A 22,630-nucleotide genomic window follows, 5' to 3' on the forward strand; every position below is an offset into this window, starting at 1 on the left:
CGCCCGCTTCGGCGCCGAGGAGGGCCGGGCCGTCAGCGCACGATGGCCACGCCGAGGCGGATGTCCCGCGGGCGCGTCGGCCAGGCGACGAGGAGCGGCTCACCAGGCCGGCCGGGGCGCGTCTGGGCGGCCGTGTAGCCGCGGGCGTCGAGCGCGTTGCGGACGTCGAGCCGGAGCCCGACGCCGTGCCCGAGCGCGATCTCGGCGCCGAGGTCGACGAGCGCGTGGGCGGGGAGATCTACCGTTCCACCAAGGCTGCCGGACCGCGTGCCCTGCGTCCACACGCCGCCCCTCAGCGCGAGACGCCCAGTCTGCCACTCGGCCCAGGCGCTGCCCGCGTGGCGGGGCGCGTACGGGAGCGGCGTGCCCGGCGCCACGTTGTCGTCCTCGACCACCTCGGCGTCGAGGCGGGCGTAGCTGGCGAGGACGGTGAGGCCGGGGAGGGGCTCGGCGCGGAGGTCGACCTCGACGCCTCGGCTCCGCTGGCGGCCCGTCTGGTCGTAGAAGCCGCCGGGGCCTGCCGTAAGGGCGTCGTCCTTACGGATCCAGAAGGCGGCGAGTGTGGCGGCGGCGCGGCGGCCGTCGACCTTCAGCCCCCCCTCGACCTGCACGCCGCGCGTCGGCTCGAACGGCTCGCCGTTCCGGTCGACGCGCTCGACGATCGGGTTAAACGAGGCGCCGGTCGAGGCGTAGAGCGCGAGGCCCGGCGCCGGCTCGACCACGAGCCCGGCCGACGGCGTGACGGCCGTGACCTGCCCGTCGCGTTCGCTCGTGCCGGCCGGCGCGTCGGGCGTGTCCGCGAGCGCGAAAATGGTGGCGCCGTAGCGGACGTGCGACAATCGCGCCGCCGCGACGGCATGAATGGCCACGCGGCCGATTCGGAGCGTCGCCCGGTCCTGCACGAACGCGCCGACGTCGAGGCCGCGGACGGTGGCGTCGAGGTAGGACGTGTCGCGCGAGCGGTCGACGCCGGTTGGCGTCGGGTTTAGGAGATCGACAGGGGGGAGGGTGGCGAAGTCGAGGCCGTCGGGCCCGGCCTCGAGGCGGGCGGAGCCGTCGGCCTGGGCCCAGGCGCGGATGCCCTCGGCGCCGAGCGTGACCTCGTGGGCGACGGCCCCGGTCTCGGCGCGGAGGTCGGCGAAGGCCGTGGCCTTGAGGTAGGTGAAGCCGAGGCCTTCGCGCTGGAGCGTCCGCGCGACCGAGGGGGGCGCGGCGGCCGCCAGCCCGTCGAGTTCGAGCGCGTCGCGGTCGAGGACGTAGCGGCCGATCGACAGCCCGCCCCGCAGGCCGAACGATGGCCGCCGCCGCCAGCTCGCGCTCGTGAACAGGGCGGCGGAGCGCCAGCGGTGCACGGCGTCGGGCTCGCCGAAGAAGCGGTCGGTGGGCACGGCGTCGAGATCGTCTGCGTCGGCGCCGAGGGCGGCGAGGCCGGGGTCGAACGTCGTCTCGGCCGCGACCGCCTCGGCGTCGGCGTCGAGGGTGAGGGGGCCGCGCTGCCATCGGACGGCCGGGGCGACGAAGGCCGTCGTCCCCGCCACGTCGCCCCGAACCACGTCGCGCTCGGCCGAGGCGTCGAGCCGCGTGGCGAGGCCGCCGACGGGGCCGCCCGCCTCGATCGCGATCCGGCCGCTCCCGAGCGATCCGCCCGTGCCCTCGACCGCGAGCTGGCGACGGCCGAGCGGCCCTTTCGTCACGAAGTTGACCACGCCGCCCGGCTCCAGCCGCCCGTACAGCACCGACGCCGGGCCGCGCAGGACCTCGACGCGCGCGACGTTGGCCTGGAGCCCGTCGAAGAGGTACGGCACCTCGACGCCGTTGCGGCGGACGCCGCCGCCCGTCCGGTCGGTCTCGAAGCCGCGGAGGACGGGGCGCGCGCCGGGCTCGCCTTCGGCGCGGACCGCCACGCCGGGCACGTTGCGGAGGGCGTCGGCGGCGTCGCGGGCGCCCTGGGCGTCGAGGACCGCCGCCGACAGCACCGACACGGCCTGCGGCACGAGGAGCACGGGCGCGTCGGCACGGGTGGCCGTCTCGGTCCGCCGCGCCTGGACGACGACCTCGGCGGCCGTGAGCGCCTCGGGCACGAGCGCGAGGTCGAGCCACGTGGTCTGCCCAGCGACCACGACCACGATCGTGTCGAGGCGGGCGTACCCGAGCGCGCGGACCTGGACTGAGGCGCGGCCGGCGGGTACGTCGAGCGCGACCCGGCCCGCGGCGTCCGTCGCGCGGGCACTCCCGGCGCCGTCGACCTCCACTCGGACGGCAGCGCCGACGACGGGGACGCCCGCCTCGGCGTCCGTGACGACGCCCTCGAGGCGGCCCGTCTGCGCCCCCACGGAGGCCGCGAGGAGCGCGGCGAGCACGACGGCCGCGCGCCGCACCTACTGCCGGGCGATCCCGAGGACCACGTCGCCCTCGAACCCGATCTGGAGGTTGCCGAGGAGCTGCTCGACGATGACGGCCGGGGCGGTCAGCGTGACGCGGTCCTCGCTCGTGGCGTCGGCGCGGAAGGTCGGCGCGAGCGTCGTGCCGCCGGCGGCCACGAGGAGCGAGAGCGTCTTGGCCGCCGCGACGGCCTGGTACGTCCCCGTCTGCGTCACGTCAGCCTGGCCGGCGGCGTTGACGAGGGCAGAGAAGTCGGCGATGAGCTGGAACGAGCGGTCCGACTCGAAGTCGACCGCGAGGTCGTCGAGGAGGGTCTGGATCTCGGCCGTCCGGTCGCCGGAGTCGTCGGCGATGCTGACGAGCGTCCACGAGCCGACGTAGAAGTCGGCGTCGAGGGTGAGCTCGTCGCCGGTGCTGTCGCAGCCGGCGGCGGCGAGCGCCAGGAGCAGGAGGGGGAGGAGGCGGGGGCGCATCGGGGTGGGGGTGGGACGCCCGAAGGTAGGCCGCCCCCGCCCGGATCGATCCGCCTCGGCGTCAGCGCCGGTCGACGTACGTCCCCCCGTTGGCCTCGGCGAGGCGGCGGAGGAAGTCGGCGTCCTGGTCCGGCCCGAGGCCGATGGTGTGGAGCGTGACGCCGCCGCGGTTGAGCTGGCGCGAGCGCTGGACGATCTCGTCGGCCGAGGCGTCGGTCGGCTGGCCGTCGGTCATGAGGAAGACCGTCGTCACGCCAGGCACGCCGAAGGTCCGCTCGAGCGCCGCCAGGATGGGCGTGCCGCCATTCGCGTCGAGGGCGTTCACGTGCGTCATCGCGAGCGACTTGTTGTTGCCCGCGGCCGCGACCGGCGTGTCCCGCCAGAAGTCGTGGGCGTCGCCGAACGTCTGGACGGTAAACAGGGTCGAGTTGTCGAGCCCGCGGATGACTGGGATCAGTTCGCGCTTGGCGCCGCCGAGCTTGGTCGCCTCGCCGCGGACCTGGCCGCCGAGGAGCCGCCCGACGCGCCCGCCGACGGTGTTCTGGACGGCGTCGCCGGCCTCGCGCGCCGCGACGCCGCGGGCCTGGTCTTCGAGCGTGCCTTCCTGCTTGCCCTCCATGCTGCCCGAGACGTCGATCACGAAGACGACGGTCTCGCCGGGCAGGGTGGTGTCGATGCCGTAGTAGTCGGACGAGGCCTGGACTGCGTAGCACCCCGACAGGAGCGCGAACGCGAGGAGAACGGGGGGGATGCGGCGGGACATGGCGGGAGGGGGAGGATGATTCCTCCATCACCCGAAATCGTCCTCCGGGGCATCACGTCGGCGCCCCGTTTTCGTCAGGCCGCCTCCGAGAGCCCGGCCTGGGCGACGGCCCCGTCGAGGCCGGACGAGACAACGGGCGACTCGTCGGCGGACTTCCACGGGAGCTCCGGCCACCAGCGCTCCACGGCGGGCGGTGCTGTCGGCTCGATCGACTCGCCCGGGCGGGGGACGCAGACGGGCACGCCCGCGGCCTCCGCCGCGACCACTACGCGCTCGGCCGGCTCCGTCCACCCGTGGAACGCGAGGTTGAACGTGCCCCAGTGGACCGGGACGAGCAGCCCGCCTCGGGCCTCCTCGACGGCCCGGACGGCCTGCTCCGGCCCCATGTGGACGTCCGCCCAGGTCGCGTTGTACGCGCCGACCTCGGCGAGCGTCGCGTCGAACGGGCCGAGTCGCTCGCCGACCTCGGAAAAGTGCGGGCCGAAGCCGCCGTCGCCGGTCGCGTAGAGCCGCGCCTCGTCGGCGAGGACCGCCCAGCCGCTCCACAGCGTCCGGTTCCGGTCATCCAGGAAGCGGCCCGAGAAGTGGCGGGCCGGCGTGCACACGAGGCGGATGCCCGCGACCTCGGCCTCGTCCCACCAGTCGCACTCCGTGATCCGGTCCGCCGGCACGCCCCACCGCTCGAGGTGCGCGCCGACGCCGAGCGGACACACCCACCGCGGCACCCGATCCGCTAGCCGGCGGACCGTCGCGTGGTCGAGGTGGTCGTAGTGGTCGTGCGTCAGGACGACGGCGTCGAGGTCGGGGACCTCGGCAAGCCGCAGCGGCGGCTCGAAAAAGCGGGCGACGCCGAAGAGCGGACCCGGCGATGCGTTCCGGCTGAACACGGGGTCGATCAAGAGCCGCCGGCCTGCGATCTCGACGAGCGTCGTCCCGTGCCCGAGCCACGTCAGGCGGAGCCGCTGCGGCGCCTCGAAGTCGGCGCGGGTGCGGGCGACGGTGGGAATGGGCGCGTCGGGCGTGCGGAGGCCGTCGCCGCCGAAAAACCACTCCCAGATGGCGCCGGGCGAGCCGGATGACCGCATCGGGAGCGGGTTGCGGAACGCGCCACCGTCCCACTGCGGGGACCGACGCATCCGGTCGAGGCGGGCGCCCTCGGGCGCGGCGCCGAACGTCGGGTGGCGGAGGGCGGCGAGCGTGCCGCCGACGGCGCCGGCGACGAGGCCGCCGGCCACGAGATTGCGGGACAAGGACATCGTCTACTTGAGTTGAGAGCGGAGGAGAGTGTCGAAGGCGCGGTCGGGGAGGAGGGCGCGAGCGGTCAGGAGCGCCCGCGCGTTGGCGCCGGCGACGTAGCGCGTCTTGGGCGAGTCGGCCTCGACGGCCTCGACGATCACGTCGGCGATGACGGTCGGCGGGGAGCCCTCGGACCCCTCGAACAGCCGCGTCATCTTGGCGGTGAGGTCGGCGTAGGGTCCGGACCCCGACGTCTCGTCCATGTGGTCCTGGGCGATGTCGCTCCACTCCGTCCGGATCGCGCCAGGCTCCACGATCACCACGTCGACGCCGTGCTCGGCGAGCTCCATGCGGAGGCTGTCGGAGAACCCCTCGAGGGCGTGCTTCGTGGCGTGGTACCAGGCGCCGAGCGGGAAGTAGACCTTGCCGCCCATCGACGACACGTTGACAATCGTCCCCGACTTCTGCGCGCGCATCGACGGGAGCACGAGCTGGATCATCCGCGCGAGGCCGAACAGGTTGACCTCGAACTGGCGGCGGGCCTCGTCGATCGGGACCTCCTCGACGGCGCCGTAGGAGCCGTACCCGGCGTTGTTGACGAGGGCGTCGACCCGCCCTTCGGCGTCGAGGATCGTCTGGACGGCGGCCTCCATCGAGGCGTCGTCGGTGACGTCGAGCGCGAGGGCGTGGCCGCCGCGCGCGCCGAGGTGGGCCATCCGATCGACGCGGCGGGCGGCGCCGTAGACCGTGTGGCCGCGCTCGAGGAGCGCCTCGGCCGTCGCCAGGCCGATGCCCGACGAGGCGCCGGTGACGAGGATGACCTGCTTGGACGTCGACATGGGAGGCGGGGGAAAGGAGAGCTCTCTACCGGGCGCGCCCCTTGATGTTTCAAAGATTGAACCATCCGATTGTGAAACCACCGTGCGCCGTTTCGGTACCTTCCGGCCCGCCTCGACGCCCCGGTGCCCGACCCCACGCCCGACCAGCTCCACGCCTTCGCGGCGTCGCTCCGCACGCTCAGCGTGCTGTTCGCCCGCGTGGCCGCCGAGCAGTCGGCCGCGCACGGGACGTTCGGGAAGCAGGAGCTCCGCGCGCTCGACGTGCTGGGCGTCCGCGGGCCGAGCCGGATGGGGGAGCTGGCCGAGCACCTCGGGGTGGGCCAGAGCGCCGTGACGCCGCTCGTCGACCGGCTCGTGGAGGCGGGCACCGTCCGCCGGCGGCAGAGCGAGGCCGACCGCCGCGTGTGGCTCGTGGAGTTGACGGACGACGGCGAGGGCGTCTTCCAGGCCGAGAGCGCGGCGTACGAGCGCGTCGCCGCGGCCATGCTCGACCCGCTCACCGAGGCGGACCGGGAGGCGCTCCTCGGGCTGTTGGCGCGCGTGGGCGAGGCCGTCGAAGCGAAAGTGTGAGATTGAGCAGTGAGGGGCGTCCAACGAGGAGGACGATCTGCGCGCGTCTGGGCGGGTTTCGTGGCGTCTGGGGCGTCGGCATGGCGGTTGTGTCACGAGAGTGTGACCTCGCCCGCTCTTGTCGCGGCTCTCTCCGTGCGCCCCACCCAGCGCGACTGCGACCCCACCACTCTCCCCAGTCATGAACCGATCGCTTCTTACGACGGCCGCACTCGCCGGCCTCTTCGCGCTGACCGGCTGTGCTAGCTACGGCCCCTATGGCGGTTACGGTGGCTATGGCGGCTCCGGCGACTACCGACGCGCCCCGAACCACGACGGCAACTACGGCCGGACCTCGGAGTACCGGCGGAACGTCGAGCGCGACGCGAACCAGTACGTCAACGAGCTCGACCGTTACCTCCGGATCTCGAACCGTGAGGAGCGCGCCATCCGCGACCTCCTCGTCCGGCGGACCTACGACCTCCTCGACCGGACGTCCTACGGCCGCCACGGCGGCGTCTACCCGTTCCCCCGCCGCGCCGGCCGCGCGCGGAGCTGGTGGTCGCAGGTCGACCGCGACATCGAGCGGATCCTCGACCGGCGCTACCGCGAGCCGTACCGCTACTACAACCAGCACGGTGGCCAGCGCTACAACGAGTACTACCGTCACCGCCAGTACGACGATCGTCGCGGCTGGTACGACACGCGCCGCGACAACCGCTACGACCGGCGAGACGACCGCCGTGACGATCGGTACGACCGCCGCGATGACCGCAGAGACGACCGTCGCGACGACGCCCGTCGGGCCCGCGAGCGCGACCAGCGCCGAGCCGCCGAGCGGCGGGCCGAGGAGCGTCGGGAGCAGCAGCGCCGCGAGGCGCGACGCGCCCAGGAGCGCCGCGAGCAACAGCGCCGGGAGGCCCGCCGCGCTGAGGAGCGCCGCGAGGAGGCCCGCCGTGAGGCGCGCCAGCGTGCCGAGCGCGACCAGCAGCGCCGCGATCAGCGCCGCCGCGCCGAGCGCCGTGACGACCGGCGGGACGACCGCCGCACGGAGCCCCGCCGCGACACGCGCGAGGAGCGTCGGCAGTCCGAGCGCCGCGACGACCGCCGAGAGGACCGGAGCGACCGCCGCCGCGACCGCCGCCGCGGCGACAACGACGACGATTGAGCTCGGGCCGGAGTCGTCCCCCCACGCGCCCGCTTCGGCTCCGGCCGGGGCGGGCGCCGTCGTGTCGGGCCGCCTCGGCGCACCGGTGGACCGAGGCGGACGGGCCCGCTACGGGTAGCGCTCGCCGGCGGTGACCGCCAACTCGAGTCGGTTCTCCGGCGGCGGGAGCGGGCACGAGTACGTCGGGTTGTAGACGCAGTACGGGTGGTAGGCCCGGTTGAAGTCGAGCGCGTAGCGGCCCGCGGGCTGGAGCTCGAGGTCGAGGTAGCGCCCACCGCCGTACGTCCGGCGGCCGTTCGTGGCGTCGGTGAAGGGAACGAAGAGCCGCGGGTTCGGCCCCTCGACCGTCTCGAAGGCCTCCAGGCGTCGCTGGACGCCGCCGGCCTCGAAGACGAGGTCGCCCGCCGAGACGTAGCGGCGGAGCTCGCCTGTCGTCGTCGGGAAGCGGACGGTGTCGCGGTCGAGGGACGGCGCGAGGGCGGCCGGGACGGCGAACGTGGAGTCGTAGTCGAAGTACGTGAGGCCCTCGAACGCGGTGAGCGAGTTGGGGAGGAGCGGCGTGGTGGGCGAGCGGAAGAGCGAGTCGCGGTCGGCCACCCACCGCTGCCAGTCGGCCTCCAACGCGGCCCAGTCGAGGGCCGGCCCGGCCGGCTCGGAGGCGCAGCCGGCGGCGACGATCAGGAGGAGGAGGAGAAAGCGGCGCACAGAGAATGGGACGGAACCGCGACCAAGCTACCGTCTACCTTGATTCCCCTCCCGCCACCGCCATGTCTCGGCCCGCTCTTCTCACCGCCGTCCTGCTCGCGTGCGCCCCGCTGGCGGCCCAGCCCGTCGACGTCAGCGTCGCGACGCCCGGCGTCACGTTCGACCTCCCGCTCGGCGTCGAGATCGAGCCGGACGCGCCCGGCGCCCTCCACCCGGACCGGATCTACGTGCTCGAAAAGGGGCGGGAGAGTGAGCAGAGCCCGCTCCCGGCTCGCATCATGACGCTCGTCCCCGGCGAGCCCGCGGCGACCGTGTTCCTCGACCTCGGCGACCGTGTCGACGCAGCGGGCGAAGGCGGTCTCCTCGGCCTGGCGTTCCACCCGGACTATGCCGACAACGGCCGGCTCTTCGTCTCCTACACCGCGCCCGTCGACGCCCCCCAGCCGGGCGTTCTCGCGATGGTCTCCCGGCTGTCCGAGTTCGCCCGGTCGGAGGCCGACCCGCTGGCGGTCGATCCCGAGAGCGAGCGGATCCTCCTCGAGGTCGACCAGCCGTACAACAACCACAACGCGGGGACCGTCGACTTCGGCCCCGACGGCCTCCTCTACTACAGCCTCGGCGACGGTGGCTTCGGCGGCGACCCGTTCGGGAACGGGCAGGACCCGACGACGCTCCTCGGGTCGCTCCTCCGGATCGACGTCGACGACGCGCCGGAGGGGGCGCCGTACCGGATCCCCGACTCGAACCCGTTCGCGCTGACCGACGGGCCCGAGCGCGACGAGATCTTCGCCTACGGCTTCCGCAACCCGTTCAAGTTCGACGTGAGCGAGGCCGGCGTCTGGGTCGCCGACGTGGGGCAGGACACGTGGGAGGAAGTCAACGTGGTCGAGGCCGGCGGGAACTACGGGTGGAACGAGGTGGAGGGCCCCGACTGCTTCCCGCCGGGCTCATCCTGCGACCCCGGCCTCTACGAGGCGCCGCTCCACGTCTACCCCCATACCTTCGCGACGGGCGGGTTCTCGATCACTGGCGGCTACGTCCTCGACGACGTCGACCTCCCGCTCTCCGGGTCCTACCTGTTCGGCGACTACGTGACGGGCCGGCTGTGGGCGCTCGACCGCGGCTCGAACGAGGTCACGGTCGTGCTGGAGTCGGCCGACTTCCCTGGAGCCGGCGGGACCGTGAACATCGCCTCCATTGACCCGGCCCCAGAGGGCGTCGACATCCTCGTGACGGACCTCACGAGGGGCCGGATCTACCGCATCGCCCGGGCCGGGACGCCCACCGAGGCGGGCCCGGATGTCGCCCGTGTGTTGTCGCTGGCCGGCCCCAACCCGTTCCGCCTCGGGACGGCCGTCCGCTTGGACGTCCCGGTCGGGGCGTCGGCCCGCGTCGCGCTCGTCGACGCGCTCGGCCGCGAGGTCGCCGTGCTCTGGGACGGCCCGGGGGGCACCCGGACGCTTCCGCTGACTGGGGACGATCTGGCGCCCGGCGTCTACACCGTCGTCGCGACGGCTGGAGACGGGCGGCAGGTCGTCCGCGTCGTACGAGCCCGGTAGAGAGACTCCCCACTCCAGACCTCCGCACGACCGGACCGGCGCCGGCGTGTGGGTCCAGCGTCGACGGCGAATACGTCGACTCGTCCTCCGATCCCCCATGATCCGACCGATTGCCTCGGCGGTCCTGGCGCTCGCCCTCGCCGCGTCGCCCGCCGCTCAGCCCGCCCCCGTCACCATTGAGGAGGCGACGCCCGGCACGTCGTTCCGCCGCCCGGTGGGCGTGGAGCAGGCGCCCGGCCAGCCGGACCGCCTCTACGTCATCGAGAAGGGCGTCGCGGACCGCGAGCCACGCATCGTATCGGTCGTTCCGGGTGAGGTCTCACAGGCCGTGTTCCTCGACCTCGATGGGAAGGTGTACACCGAAGGCGAGGCCGGCCTCCTCGGCCTCGCGTTCCACCCGGACTATGCCGACAACGGCCGGGTGTTCGTCTATTACACGGCGCCCGTGGGGGAGCCGGAGGTCGGCGTCCGGGTGATCGTGTCGCGCGTGGTCGAGTTCACTCGCTCCGAGTCCGACCCCCTCCGCGTCGATCCCGAGAGCGAGCGGCTCCTCCTGGCGGTCGACCAGCCCGAATACTACCACAACGCGGGGACGATTGACTTCGGCCCCGACGGCCTCCTTTACATCGCGCTCGGCGACGGGGGCGGCGTCGGCGACCCGTTCGGGAACGGGCAGGACCCGACGACGCTCCTCGGGTCGCTCCTCCGGATCGACGTCGACGACGCGCCGGAGGGGGCGCCGTACCGGATCCCCGACTCGAACCCGTTCGCGCTGACCGACGGGCCCGAGCGCGACGAGATCTTCGCCTACGGCTTCCGCAACCCGTTCAAGTTCGACGCCGGCCCGTTCGGCGTGTGGGCGGGGGACGTGGGGGCCGGGGACTGGGAGGAGATCGACCTCGTCGAAGCCGGTGGGAACTATGGTTGGAACCGCGTCGAGGGGCCCGACTGCTACTGCCCCCCTGGGCCGACTTGCGACCCCTGCGACCTCGATGCCTACGAGGCGCCGGTCTACGCCTACCCCCATACGCCCGAGTTCGGCAACTCGATCACGGGCGGGTTCGTGGTCGAGGACCCCTCGGTCGCGCTGTACCGGCACTACGTCTACGGCGACTTCGTGACGGGCCGCGTGTGGGCGATGCCCATCGACGACCCGGTGCCCTTCCTCCTCGCCGAGACCTTCCCCAAGGAGGACGGGAGCGAAGGGTCCATCAACGTGTCGTCGATCGATCCGGCTCCGGGCGGGGGCCTCTATGTCACCGACTTTATCGGCGGGACGATCTACTCCCTCAACCTGCTCGCCGTCGCCACCGAGGCGGGCCCGGACGCGCCGGCGGTGCTGTCGCTGGCCGGCCCGAACCCGTTCCGCCTCGGGACGGCCGTCCGCCTGGACACGTCCGGCCCCGTCCGCGTCGCGCTCGTCGACGCGCTCGGCCGCGAGGTCGCCGTGCTCTGGGACGGCCTGGCGCCGGACCGGGCGATCCGCGTCCCCGGCGCCGACCTCGCGCCCGGCGTGTACGCGGTCGTCGCGACGATCGGTGGCCGCCGCGACCTCCTCCGCGTCGTGCGCACGCGATGACGCCGCCGGGCCGTTGGCCGCTCAACTCACCGTTTCGCCCGTCGATACTCGGGCTACCGCTCCCGATCCCACCATGTCGATTCGCACGCTCGCGTCCTCCGTCGTGGCGGCCGGCGCCGCCCTGGCCCTGTCCGCCGTCGTCGTCCTCGCGCCGACGCCGGCCGCGTCCAAGGCGAGCGGCGCGGTCGCCGGGTTCGCGGGCGATCCCGGCTCCAACGGCGGCGACCGGGCCTGCACGCTCTGCCACGGCACCAACGCGCTGAACTCGGGCGAAGGCGGCGTGACCGTCGAGGTCGACCCGATGGTGGAGCCGGGTGCGACGGTCCCGATCACGGTCACGGTCGACAACCAGACGGAGCCGGCGTCGGAGGGCTCGCGGCGGCAGGGGTTCGAGGCCGTCGTCCGCGACGCCGAGACGGGGGAGCTGTGGGGCCGCGCGGTCCTCACCGACGCGACGGTCACGCGCTACGCCGAGGGCGACACGGACGAGGCCTACGTCACCCACACCCTGGAAGGGACCTCTAAGTCGTCGTGGACCTTCGCCTGGGAGCCGGGGATGGAGCGGAGCGGGACAGCCCGCGTCTACGTGGCCGGCAACGCGGCGGACGGGAACGGCACGAGCTCCGGCGATCACATCTACACGACGACCTCCGACGTGGTCGTGGGTCCGGTGGCCGCTGAGGGCGGGCCCGAGGCGGCGTTCGCCGTCGGCGCGGCCCGACCGAACCCGGTCCGCCGTGGCGCCGCCGCCCGCCTCGCGCTGTCGCTCGACCGCCCCGGCCCGGTCGCGGCCACCCTCGTGGACGGCCTCGGCCGGACGGTCCGCCAGGTCGCCGAGGCGGAGCGGGCCGCGGGCGCCTCGGTGCTCGCCGTCTCGGCGGCCGGCCTCGCGCCCGGGACCTACTTCGTGGTCGTTGACGGCCCGGGGGGACGGCGCACGCAGCCCCTGGTGGTCATCCGGTAGGGACGATCGGGGCGTAGGACGCCCTGGGTTCCGTACCGGACCTCTGTTCAGTCGAGGGGGAGTCCCGCCGATACCGGGGTTCCGCACTCTCTCGGGACCCTGGTCGATCCTCATTCCACAGCGCCACACCCGGAGGGGCCGTCGCCCCCGCCGGTCGAGGCTGGCCTCCGCCTGATCACCCACCGGCTCGCCGTGCCGGCGGCGCTCCTGTTCGCCGCCGACGCGGGGGGCGCGCTCCACGTCGTGGCCGCCGTCGGGACGTGGGGCGGCGACGCCGTCGCGCTGCGCGCCCTCGCCGAGACGCTCGGCGGCGACGGCGTCGACGTGCTCGACGTCGCGGGCGCCATCGAGGGCGCCCGGTTCGCCGCGGGCGCCCGCCTCGGCGACGGCGAGGGCGTCCTCCTCGTGCTCGCCCCCGACGACCGGGTCCCCGACGAGGCCTGGACCGAGGCGTTCGCGACGTCGGTCCAACTGGCGCTCGGGCTCGTCCGGTCCGTCCCGAGCCGCCTCGTCCCGGGCCGCCTGCTCCACGAGGTGGCCGTCCACCCCGGCACGTTCGAGGACCGGCTCGACCTCGCCCTCCAGCGGGCCGCCGAGACGCTCGGCCTCGACGGCGCGGCCTTCGCCCTCGTCGAGGACGGCCAGTGGGCCCCGCACACCGTGTTCGACCCTGCTGGCGCCCTCGTCCCGATCCGGCCCGTCCCGGCCGAGAGCACCTTCTGCGCCGTCACGGCCCGGACGGACGGCCCGTTCGCCGTCGAGGACGCTGCCGCGGCCCCGCTCGGCATCGACACGCCGGCGGCGTATCTCGGGGCGCCCGTGTTCGTCGGCGGCCGGTGCGTCGGGACCTTCAGCGTGGTCGGGCGGACGCCCCGGCCAAAGCCGTTCTCCGACGACGACCGCGCGCTCGTGGAGTCGCTGGCGCGGTGGGTCGGCTCGTCGCTCAACGGCGTCATGACCGCCCGCCGGCTCGCCGACCGCGAGGCCGACCTCGCCGCCTTCTTCGACGGCGCCCCGATGGGGATGGGCGTGACGCGCCTTCTCGACGGAGACCTCCTGTTCGTCCGCGTCAACGCCGTCGCGGCGGCGGCGCTGGGCTCGACGCCGGACGCCATCGCGGGCCGCCTCGCCTCCGAGCTCGGCCTCGGCGGTCGGCTCGGCCGCGACCTGGCCCGGCGCTGGCTCGACGCGTCGCGCGCCGCGCTCGCCGAGGGGACGCCCCAGGCCTTCGACGCCGAGGTCGAGACCGACCGCGGGCTCCGCACCCTCGCCGCGACCGTCTCGCCCATCGTCGACGTCGAGGGCGACGCCCGGTGCGCCTTCGTGGTGGAAGACGTGTCGCGCCGCCGCGCCGCCGAGCGGGCGCCCACGAGTGACAGCCCCGTCGAGGCGCTCCTCGCGCTGGCGCCCCTCGCCCTCTTCGCCACCGACTCCAAAGGCCGCCTCGTCCTGAGCCGCGGACGGGCGCTCGACCTCCTCGGGCTCGACGCCGAGACGTCGGCCGGCCGGCCGCTCGCCGACCTGTTCGCCGACGCCCCGGGCGCGGCCTCCGGAATCGCCGCCGCGCTCGCCGGCGGCGACGCGACGTGGACCGCCGACGTCGGCGACCGAACGTTCGAGGTCCGCATCTTGGCACGTTCGGGGCGCGGCGGTCGGCCTCAAGGCCTCGTCGGGGTCGCGCTCGACGTGACCAACCGCACCGGCGGCCCACCGGACTCCTCTGAGGCCCGCCGCGAGCTCCTCAAGCACCTCGACCGCGAAATCCGCTCCCCGCTCACCTCGATCCTCGGCTACGCCGACCTCATCGGCGCCGACGCCTCAGCGGAGGACCTCTGCGAAGTCCGCGGGGTGATCGAGCGGGCCGGCGACCGGCTCATGGCCGCGCTCGACGAACTGGCCCTTCTCGGCGGCGACGCCGTCGTGGCCCAGCCGACCCCCACCGACGTCTGCGCGGTCGTGACGCGCGTGGCGGAGGAGAGCCGCCCCGCTGCCGAGGCCCGGCGGATCGCGATGAACGTGTGGTGCACGCTGCCCGAGGCCCCGCTCCTCGTCGACGCCGCCCTGTTCGAGAAGCTCGTCCGGCACCTCGTGAGCGGCGCCGTCGCCGCCGCCGACGGGCCCCGCGTCGACGTCGAGGTGCGCGCCTTCGGCCCGGAGGCCTTCGAGTTTTCCGTCACCGGCGGCGTTCCGACCGACGCGCTCGGGCTCCGCGCGGGCTACGTCCCCCGGCTCGCCGAGGCGCTCGGTGGGACGGCCCACCGCATCGAGGGCGCGCGCCCCGGCTGGGCGCTCCACCTGCCCCGCCAGCCCGTCCCGTTCGTCGAGATCCCCGAGCCCTGGAGCGCCGACGGGACGCCCGGTGAAGCCCCGGCGATGGCCCTCGTCGATCCGGCGGCCTAGGTTGGTCGGGCACCGCCGCCGCGACCCGTGCCTGACCAGCCCTTCGTCCCCGAGTACGCCAAGCCGGACGCCCCGGGCGTCCACATGGGCTTCGACAACACCGTCGCGATCTACCACGTCGTGGCGCCGGAGGACACGTTCGAGCAGGCCGCGCAGGCCGTGTTCGGCCTCCTCCGCGACGCCGAGGCCCGCTTCCCCGGCTGGCCCCGCGCCTTCTACGTCGACGTGGCCGGCCACGAGGGCGACGCCGGTGGGTTCGACGCCGACTTCTACGAGTTCCAGCAGGACTTCTGGTTCGCGACCGTCGCCCCGTTCGTCCAGGTCTTCGAGCTCCCGCTCACGGGGCCCCTCGCCAACCCGGAGCCCCAACGGAACGACGTCCCCGACCGGCTGACCATCGGCGAGGACACGCGGCCGCACGCCGGGCAGGTCATCGGCGACCACTAGGCCGGCCTCGGCGCCGAGGCGGAGGGAGCAGGGGAGGCGCACTACGGCTGGCTCGATCGACCGGAGGCGTACTCCGGCGCGATGGAGGCGTTTCTGAGCGGACTGCCGTAGAGCGGGACCGGGCCGATATTGCGGAGTCGCTCACCGCTCGTCCATGCGCCCCGCCCTCGTCTTCGCCCTGCTGGCCCTCGCCGGCCCCGCGCTCGCGCAGCGCATGTCGCCGCTCACCATCGAGCAGATCACCCAGCGGCCCGAGGACTGGATCGGCGCGTGGCCGTCGGAGCCGTACTGGACCGAGGCCGGCGACGCGGTCTACTTCGAGTGGAACCCCGACGGGCGCTTTCCGGCCGACTCCCTCTTCCGCGTCGACCCGGCCGGCGGCGAACCCGAGGCGGTCCCGGCCGACGTCCGCCGGGGCCTCCCGCCGCGCTTCGAGGGCTGGGCCGCCGACGGCCGGTACTCGCCCGACGGCACGCGCCGGGCGTTCACGCGCGGCGGCGACGTCTACGTCTACGACCGCGCGACCGGCCGCACGGAGCGGATCACCCGGACGCCCGCCCGCGAGTCGTCCCCGCGCTACCTCGCCGACGGCGCGCTCGTCTTCCGCCGGGGGGACGCGCTCGTCGGACTGGTGGGCGGCGCGGTCGTCCAGCTCACCGACCTCCGGACGGGCACGGAGCCGGCTGACCCGTCGCCGTCCGACCGCGCGGCCTACCTCCGCGACCAGCAGCGGCGGCTGTTCGACGTGATCCGCCAGCGCGCGCTCCAGGACTCGCTCGCCGAGGCCGCCCGCGAGCGCGAGGCCCTCGACGCCGACGCCCCGCCCACGTTCTACCTCGGCGACCAGTCCGTCGGCCAGCTCGCCGCCGACGCGGGCGGGCGGTTCGTGGCCTTCACGCTCTCCGACCAGCCCGACCCCGAGCCGACGCTCCTCATCAACTACGTGACGGAGACCGGCGTGGCCGCCGAGATCGAGGCCCGGCCGAAGGTCGGCGCCCCGCGCGTCGGGGCCGACCTCTACGTCCAGGATCTCGCCCGCGACACGACGGTCCGGATCGACCTCACGACACTTCCCGGCGCCTTCGACCCGTCCGATTTCTCCGACGCCCCCGCCGACTCCGCCCGGATGTTCCAGCCGTGGCTCGCGTGGAGTCCCGAGCCCGGCGTCGCCGTCGTCGACGTCCGGACGATCGACAACAAGGACCGCTGGATCGCCCGCCTCGACGCCGCGACGGGCGTCCTCACGACGCTCGACCGCCAGCGCGACGAGGCGTGGGTCGGCGGGCCCGGCATCTCGTGGTGGGGCGGGTCGAGCGCAGGCGGCTTCCTCCCAGACGGCCGCTACTGGTTCCAATCGGAGCGGACCGGCTGGAGCCACCTCTACGCGGCCGACCTCGCCCGCGGGACGGTCGAGGCGCTGACGGAGGGGCCGTTCGAGGTCGAGGAGGCGATCCTGTCGGCCGACGGCGAAACGTGGATCCTCGAAACGTCGGAGGGGGACCTCGGCCAGCGGCAGGTCTGGACGATGCCGAACGCGCGCGGCGGCTTCGCGCGGCGGCGGCAGGTCACGGAGGCAGTCGGGAAGTGGGACGTGGCCGTCGCGCCCGACGGCGAGCGGCTCGCGTTCCTCCACTCGACCTCGACGCGGCCGCCGGAGGTCCACGTCGGCCGCCTCGGCGGCGAGATCGAGCGGGTCACAGACTCGGTGCGTGACGAGTGGGCGGCGTACCCGTGGCGCGAGGCCGAGATCGTCGAGATCCCGGCGTCCGACGACCTGGCGGTGCCCGCGCGGATCTACCGGCCCGACGACCCGAACGGCGCGGCCGTCCTGTTCGTCCACGGCGCCGGCTACCTCCAGAACGCGCACCGCTGGTGGAGCAGCTACTTCCGCGAGTACCAGTTCCACAACCTCCTGGCCGATCTCGGCTACGTCGTCCTCGACGTCGACTACCGGGCCTCGGCCGGCTACGGCCGCGACTGGCGGACGGCCGTCTACCGTCACATGGGCGGGCGCGACCTCCAGGACTACGTCGACGCCAGCGCGTGGCTCGGCGACGAGTTCGGGATCCCGCCAGAGCGCGTCGCGATCTACGGCGGCTCGTACGGCGGCTTCCTCACGTTGATGGCCCTGTTCACGGAGCCCGAGCACTTCGGCGGCGGCGCCGCGCTCCGCAGCGTGACCGACTGGGCCCACTACAACGACACGTACACGCGCAACATCCTCAACACGCCGCTCCAGGATCCCGAGGCCTATCGGCGGTCGTCGCCCATCGAGTTCGCCGCCGGCCTTGAGGACCCGCTCCTCATGACCCACGGCCTCGTCGACGACAACGTCCAGCCGCAGGACATCTTCCGGCTGACGCAGCGGCTCATCGAGCTCGGCAAGCGGGACTGGGAGCTGGCGATCGCGCCCGTCGAGCCCCACGGCTACGTCGAGCCGACGTCGTGGGCCGACAAGCTCCACCGGATCCTCGACCTGTTCGAGCACGCCGTCGGGCCGGAGCGCGGCGACGAGAGCGAGGGCTGACCCCGCCCGCCTCGGCGCCGAGGCGGGCGGGGCGGAGGCCCCTCCGTGACGGAGGCGGTAGGTTGGCGACGCCCCTCCCGATCCCGCCCCGAATGCGCCGCCGTCTCCCGCTCGTCCTGTCCGTCCTCCTCGTCGCGTCCGCGTGCCGCGCGCAGCGGTCGCCGACGGCGGACCCCGCGCGGGCCGAGCGCGGGATGGTCGTCTCGGCGGAGATCAACGCCTCCGAGGCCGGCGTGGAGGTCATGCGGGGGGGCGGCAACGCGGTTGACGCGGCGGTGGCGACTGGCTTCGCGCTCGCCGTCACGTTCCCCGTGGCCGGCAACATCGGCGGCGGCGGGTTCATGGTGATCCGGTTCCCCGACGGGACCGCCACGACCATCGACTACCGCGAGACGGCGCCCACCGGCGCCACGCGCGACATGTACGTCGACGACTCGACGGGCCAGATCCGGCCCGACCTCAGCCGTCGAGGGCACCTCGCGAGCGGCGTGCCGGGCGCCGTCGCCGGCCTCCTCAAAGCCCATGAGCAGTATGGTCAGGCGCCGCTCGCCGACGTGATGGCGCCCGCCATCCGGCTCGCGGAGGGCTACCCGCTCAGCCGCGCCGAGGCGGAGCTGATGAACGCCTACGCCGGCCGGTTCTCGGCGTACCCCGGGACGGTCCGCCACTTCACGCAGGAGGGGGGCTACGAGGCCGGCGAGACGTTCCGCCAGCCTGAGTTGGCCGCCGCGCTCCGCCGGATCCGCGACGAGGGCCGCGACGGGTTCTACCGCGGCGAGACGGCCGACCTCCTCGTCGCCGAGATGGAGCGGGGGGGAGGTCTCATCGACCACGCCGACCTCGAGGGCTACGAGGCCGTCGAGCGCGAGCCCGTGACGGGCGACTACCGCGGCCACCGCATCATCTCCATGCCGCCGCCGTCGTCGGGCGGCGTGGCGCTCATCCAGATGCTCGATTCGGTCGAGCCGTTCGACGTCGGCGCGCTCGGGTTCAACTCGTCGGCGACGGTCCACCTCCTGGGGGAGGCGATGCGCCGGGCCTTCGCCGATCGCGCCGAGTACCTCGGCGACCCCGACTTCTCGGACATCCCGACCGAGGAACTCATCGACGAGGACTACACGCGCGAGCGGATGGCGTCGTTCGACCCCGTCAAGGCCGACTCCAGCACGGGCGTCGGCGCCGGCCTCCACGAGTCGATGCAGACGACGCACTACTCGGTCGTCGACGCCGATGGGATGGCGGTCTCGGTCACCACGACGCTCAACGGCGGGTTCGGCTCGCTGGTCGTGGTCGAGGGCGCCGGGTTCTTCCTCAACAACGAGATGGACGACTTCACGTCGGCGCCCGGCGAGCCCAATATGTTCGGGCTCGTGCAGGGCGAGGCCAACGCGATCGCGCCGGGCAAGCGGATGCTCTCGTCCATGACGCCGACGATCGTGGAGGACCCCGAGGGCCGGCTGATGCTCGTCGTCGGGAGCCCCGGCGGCCCGCGCATCATCACGGCCGTGTACCAGACGATCCTCAACGTGATCGACCACGGGATGGACGTCCAGGAGGCCGTCGCCGCGCCGCGCGTCCACCACCAGTGGCTCCCCGACGAGTTGGACTACGAAAACCAGGGGCTCGCGCTCGACGTGGTCGTCGCGCTCCAGGAGCGCGGGTGGGCGCTCGACGAGTCGGGCGGCTACTGGGCCCGCGTCGATGCCATCGAGGTCGTCTACGACGAGGCCACGTCCACGACCGACCCCTCCGGCCTCGACGCCGTGACCGCCGAGGCGGCGGGGCGCGTCCTTTACGGCGGCGCCGATCCGCGCGGCGAGGACGCGGCGGCGGGCTACTGACCCGGCCCGCGACAGGCCCGAGGCGGAGGGGACGGCTCCGCGCGTGGGGCCGTGGGGCGCAAAAAAAGCCGGGGCGGCATCATCCTACCCGCGCTCCAACGAGTAGACTCGGTCCCGCGGCCTGGCCCTCCCGGCCTGGCTGCAAGTCCCATCCCGTCTTCACGCTGGGAGCGCCGGGGCGGCCTCCTCCCAGGGTGCCTCTCCAGCCATGCCCTTTCGGCTTCCAGCCGCGGCCCCCCGGGCCGCCGCCTGCGTCCTCCTCACCCTCTCGCTGGTCGGGGGCCCTGGCGCTCCTGTGGCCCTGGCGCAGTCGGGGGCGGGCAGCGCGCCCTGGACCCTCCTGGCCCCGGCCCTCGAGCCCCGCGTCGAGGCCCCCGGCGTGGTCGTCGAAGGCAAGCTCTACGTCTTCGCTGGGTTCACCGACGCCGACCTCCACGTCACGGGCAGTGTAGAGGTCTACGACCCCGTGCAGAACACCTGGACCCCACGGGCTCCCATGCCTCGGCCCGTGACCCACGTCGGTACGGCGGTCGTCGGCCGGGAGGTGTGGTTCGTCGGCGGCTTCGAGGGCGACAACCCCGGAAGCGCCGTCAAGGCCGTGCAGGTCTACGACACCGGCACAGACACCTGGCGGGTAGGGCCCCCTCTGCCGGCCCGCCGAGCGTCGGGGACGCTGGCGGCCGTCGGCCGGACCCTCCACCACATCGGGGGCCTCCTCCCCGACCGGCAGACCGACGTGGGCGACCACTACGTGCTGAACCTGGACCGGCCGCAGGACGGGTGGAGAACGGCGGCGCCGCTCCCGGTCCCACGCAACCACCTCAGCAGCGCGGTCTACGGCGGCCGGATCTACGCCATCGGTGGCCAGCAGGGCCACGACGAGGGCCGCCGGTTCCGGTCCGAGCTCCACGCCTACGACCCGGCGACCGACACGTGGGCGCGCCGGGCCGACCTCCCCATCCGGCGCTCGCATTTCGAGCCGGGCACGTTCGTCTGGGACGGTCGGATCGTCATCGTGGGTGGCGTGGGCCGGGGCGCGGACAACAACCGCGCGATGGACCAGATCACCGCCTACGACCCGCAGAGCGACACGTGGACGGAGCTCGACCCGCTCCCGGTTCGGCTCCTCGGACCCGTCGCCCAGGTGATCGATGGCCAACTCATCGTCACCCACGGGGGCCTCGACCTGACGGAGGACCCGCAGAACACGGCCCGGTCGCGGTCCCTGAACCAGCCGCCGGTGGCCTCGTTCGCGGCGGCTCCAGACGGGGCCTCGCCCCTGACGCTCCGCTTCGATGCGTCGGACTCGTCGGACCCGGACGGTTCGGTCGTCGGGTACACGTGGGCGTTCGGCGACGGGGCGACGGGGTCTGGGAAGACTGTGGCCCACACCTACGCCGCGGCGGGGACGTACACGGCCACTCTCACGGTGACCGACAACGGCGGCGCGGCCGGGACGGCCCAGCAGACGGTCACGGCGGGGGGGGCGGGGCCCGGCCCGTTCGTCGAGGCCGACGGGCTCGTCGTCGCCGAGGCCGAGCACACCCACGAGTCGGTCGCCCGCGGGGGCCAGTCGTGGACGGCCACCCCAGCCTCGGGCGCCGTCGGGACGGCCCTCGGCGTACTCCCGAACACGGGGGCCAACATCAACGCCGGGTTCGTCGACACGTCGCCCGAACTCCGGTTCCGGGTCCGCTTCTCGACGCCGGGGACGTACTACGTGTGGGGCCGCGTCCTCGCCGGCTCCGACGACGACGACTCGTTCCACGCTGGGATCGGCGGGGCGGGCCCGGCCTCGGCCGACCGGATCTTCACGACGGATCGGGCCCAGTTGGTCTGGGCGAACCGGACGATGGACCAGAATTCGAGAGCGACGATCACCGTCGCCTCAGCCGGCGAGCACGTCGTCAGCGTGTGGATGCGGGAGGACGGGCTCGTCCTCGACCGGCTCCTCCTCACGACGAGCGCGTCGTTCACCCCGTCCGGGGCCGGCCCGCCCGAGAGCGCCCGCGGCGCTGGCGGCGCCGGGCCGGTGGCCGAGGCCGGCACCGTGACCGTGTCTCAGCCGAGCGGCGACGCATGGCACGCCGTGCCCTTCGAGCGCCCGTTCACCGATCCCGTCGTCGTCGCTGGCCCCGCCTCGTCCGAGGGCTCCGACCCGGTCACCGTTCGCGTCCGCAACGTGACGCCGACCGGGTTCGAGCTCCAACTCGACGAGTGGGACTACCTCGACGGCCGGCACGTGGCGGAGACGGTGTCGTGGCTCGCCGTCGAGAGCGGCGTGCACCAGCTCGACGGCGGCGGGCTGATCGAGGCGGGGCTCGTCGGGGCCAGCGAGACCATGAAGACCTACGGCCTCGGCGCCGGCTTCGCCTCCGCGCCGGTCCTCGTGAGCCAAGTCGTCACAGCAGGCGGGGGCGCCGTCGTGACGCGCCAGCGGAACGTCACGGCCGGGTCGTTCCAACTCCGGATCCAGGCGCAGGAGTCGGCGGACTACCCCGGCGCAGAGACGGTGGCGTACGTGGCGGTCGAGGCCGGGGCCGTCGCGGGCGTGCTCGAGGCGGGGCGGACGCCCGACGCCGTGGGGGACCTCTTCCACGAGGTCGGCCTGGGGACCGGCTTCGCCTCGGCCCCCGCGCTCCTGGCGTCGATGCAGACCTTCGACGGGGCCGACCCGGCCACGCTGCGCTACCGGGCCCTGACGGGCTCCCGGTTCGAGGTGCGCGCCGAGGAGGAGCAGTCGGCCGACGAGGAGACGGACCACACGGACGAGGTCGTCGGGTACCTCGCCATCGCCCCGGGCGGTCTCCTCGGCACTCCGCTGGCCGGGGCGCTCGAGGCCTCGGCGCCCACGGGTCCCGCCGGAGCCGGCGCGCTCTTGGAGTCGGAGCCGGCCGGGTACGCGCTGGAGCCGCCCTTCCCGAACCCGTTCCATTCGGTCACGTCCCTCCACTACGCACTGCCCGAGGCCGCCGACGTCCGCCTGGACGTCTTCGACGCGCTCGGGCATCGCGTCGCGCTCCTGGTCGACGGGCGCGTCGAGGCCGGTCGGTACGTGGTCCGCTTCGATGGGGCCGGCTTCGCCAGCGGCGTCTACTTCTTCCGGTTCCAAGCGGGCCCGTTCTCGGAGACCCGGCGGATGGCGCTGCTCCGGTAGGGGCCCCGCGTGGCGGCGGGCCGGCGCTGCACACCAGGGTT

General features: G+C 74.1%; 16 protein-coding genes. 10 read left to right on the forward strand and 6 right to left on the reverse strand.

What is annotated here, in order from left to right; all coding sequences use genetic code 11:
- Positions 1-32: 32 nt before the first annotated feature.
- From BSZ37_RS09460 to BSZ37_RS09480, 5 genes are all read right to left on the reverse strand, one after another.
- The gene (locus tag BSZ37_RS09460; protein ID WP_095510318.1) at positions 33-2,378 is read right to left on the reverse strand and encodes a TonB-dependent siderophore receptor; all 2,346 of its coding nucleotides are present in this window, start codon (positions 2,376-2,378) and stop codon (positions 33-35) included.
- Positions 2,379-2,855: a hypothetical protein gene (locus tag BSZ37_RS09465; protein ID WP_095510319.1), complete on the reverse strand. Its 477-nt coding sequence runs from the start codon at positions 2,853-2,855 to the stop codon at positions 2,379-2,381. It lies immediately after the preceding gene.
- 61 nt (positions 2,856-2,916) lie between these two features.
- Positions 2,917-3,618 carry a VWA domain-containing protein gene (locus BSZ37_RS09470; protein WP_095510320.1) on the reverse strand — a complete coding sequence of 234 codons (702 nt, stop codon included), beginning with the start codon at positions 3,616-3,618 and terminating at the stop codon, positions 2,917-2,919.
- Positions 3,619-3,692: 74 nt separating this feature from the next.
- A complete protein-coding gene (locus tag BSZ37_RS09475; RefSeq protein ID WP_218830458.1) occupies positions 3,693-4,868 on the reverse strand; it encodes an MBL fold metallo-hydrolase in 1,176 nt (391 codons plus the stop codon).
- Positions 4,869-4,877: 9 nt separating this feature from the next.
- Positions 4,878-5,693, reverse strand: a complete 816-nt coding sequence (locus tag BSZ37_RS09480) for an oxidoreductase (RefSeq protein WP_095510322.1) — start codon at positions 5,691-5,693, stop codon at positions 4,878-4,880.
- 123 nt (positions 5,694-5,816) lie between these two features.
- Between BSZ37_RS09480 and BSZ37_RS09485 the strand changes: the two genes are divergently transcribed.
- Positions 5,817-6,263, forward strand: a complete 447-nt coding sequence (locus tag BSZ37_RS09485) for a MarR family winged helix-turn-helix transcriptional regulator (RefSeq protein ID WP_095510323.1) — start codon at positions 5,817-5,819, stop codon at positions 6,261-6,263.
- A 181-nt stretch (positions 6,264-6,444) separates the two neighbouring features.
- A complete protein-coding gene (locus tag BSZ37_RS09490; protein ID WP_095510324.1) occupies positions 6,445-7,410 on the forward strand; it encodes a hypothetical protein in 966 nt (321 codons plus the stop codon).
- Between the two features lie 108 nt (positions 7,411-7,518).
- Here BSZ37_RS09490 and BSZ37_RS09495 read toward each other — a convergent pair whose 3' ends face one another.
- Positions 7,519-8,115 (reverse strand): DUF1684 domain-containing protein, encoded by a 597-nt coding sequence (locus BSZ37_RS09495; protein ID WP_218830459.1) that lies wholly within the window; start codon positions 8,113-8,115, stop codon positions 7,519-7,521.
- A gap of 62 nt (positions 8,116-8,177) precedes the next feature.
- Here BSZ37_RS09495 and BSZ37_RS09500 point away from each other — a divergent pair, with 62 nt between their 5' ends.
- From BSZ37_RS09500 to BSZ37_RS09535, 8 genes are all read left to right on the forward strand, one after another.
- Complete coding sequence (locus tag BSZ37_RS09500) at positions 8,178-9,674, forward strand: PQQ-dependent sugar dehydrogenase (protein ID WP_143537613.1); 1,497 nt, start codon at positions 8,178-8,180, stop codon at positions 9,672-9,674.
- A 97-nt stretch (positions 9,675-9,771) separates the two neighbouring features.
- Complete coding sequence (locus tag BSZ37_RS09505) at positions 9,772-11,253, forward strand: PQQ-dependent sugar dehydrogenase (protein WP_095510326.1); 1,482 nt, start codon at positions 9,772-9,774, stop codon at positions 11,251-11,253.
- A 73-nt stretch (positions 11,254-11,326) separates the two neighbouring features.
- The gene (locus tag BSZ37_RS09510) at positions 11,327-12,217 is read left to right on the forward strand and encodes a choice-of-anchor V domain-containing protein (protein WP_095510327.1); all 891 of its coding nucleotides are present in this window, start codon (positions 11,327-11,329) and stop codon (positions 12,215-12,217) included.
- Positions 12,218-12,409: 192 nt separating this feature from the next.
- The gene (locus tag BSZ37_RS09515) at positions 12,410-14,617 is read left to right on the forward strand and encodes a sensor histidine kinase (RefSeq protein WP_095510328.1); all 2,208 of its coding nucleotides are present in this window, start codon (positions 12,410-12,412) and stop codon (positions 14,615-14,617) included.
- A gap of 27 nt (positions 14,618-14,644) precedes the next feature.
- Complete coding sequence (locus tag BSZ37_RS09520) at positions 14,645-15,064, forward strand: hypothetical protein (RefSeq protein WP_218830460.1); 420 nt, start codon at positions 14,645-14,647, stop codon at positions 15,062-15,064.
- A 154-nt stretch (positions 15,065-15,218) separates the two neighbouring features.
- Positions 15,219-17,591 carry a prolyl oligopeptidase family serine peptidase gene (locus BSZ37_RS09525; RefSeq protein WP_095510329.1) on the forward strand — a complete coding sequence of 791 codons (2,373 nt, stop codon included), beginning with the start codon at positions 15,219-15,221 and terminating at the stop codon, positions 17,589-17,591.
- A 92-nt stretch (positions 17,592-17,683) separates the two neighbouring features.
- Positions 17,684-19,432, forward strand: a complete 1,749-nt coding sequence (ggt, locus tag BSZ37_RS09530) for a gamma-glutamyltransferase (RefSeq protein WP_218830461.1) — start codon at positions 17,684-17,686, stop codon at positions 19,430-19,432.
- Between the two features lie 208 nt (positions 19,433-19,640).
- Positions 19,641-22,589, forward strand: coding sequence for a Kelch repeat-containing protein (locus BSZ37_RS09535; protein WP_095510330.1), 2,949 nt, complete (start codon positions 19,641-19,643; stop codon positions 22,587-22,589).
- Positions 22,590-22,630 lie beyond the last annotated feature (41 nt).

Origin of the sequence: Rubrivirga marina, assembly GCF_002283365.1 — a bacterium.
Classification (GTDB): domain Bacteria; phylum Bacteroidota; class Rhodothermia; order Rhodothermales; family Rubricoccaceae; genus Rubrivirga; species Rubrivirga marina.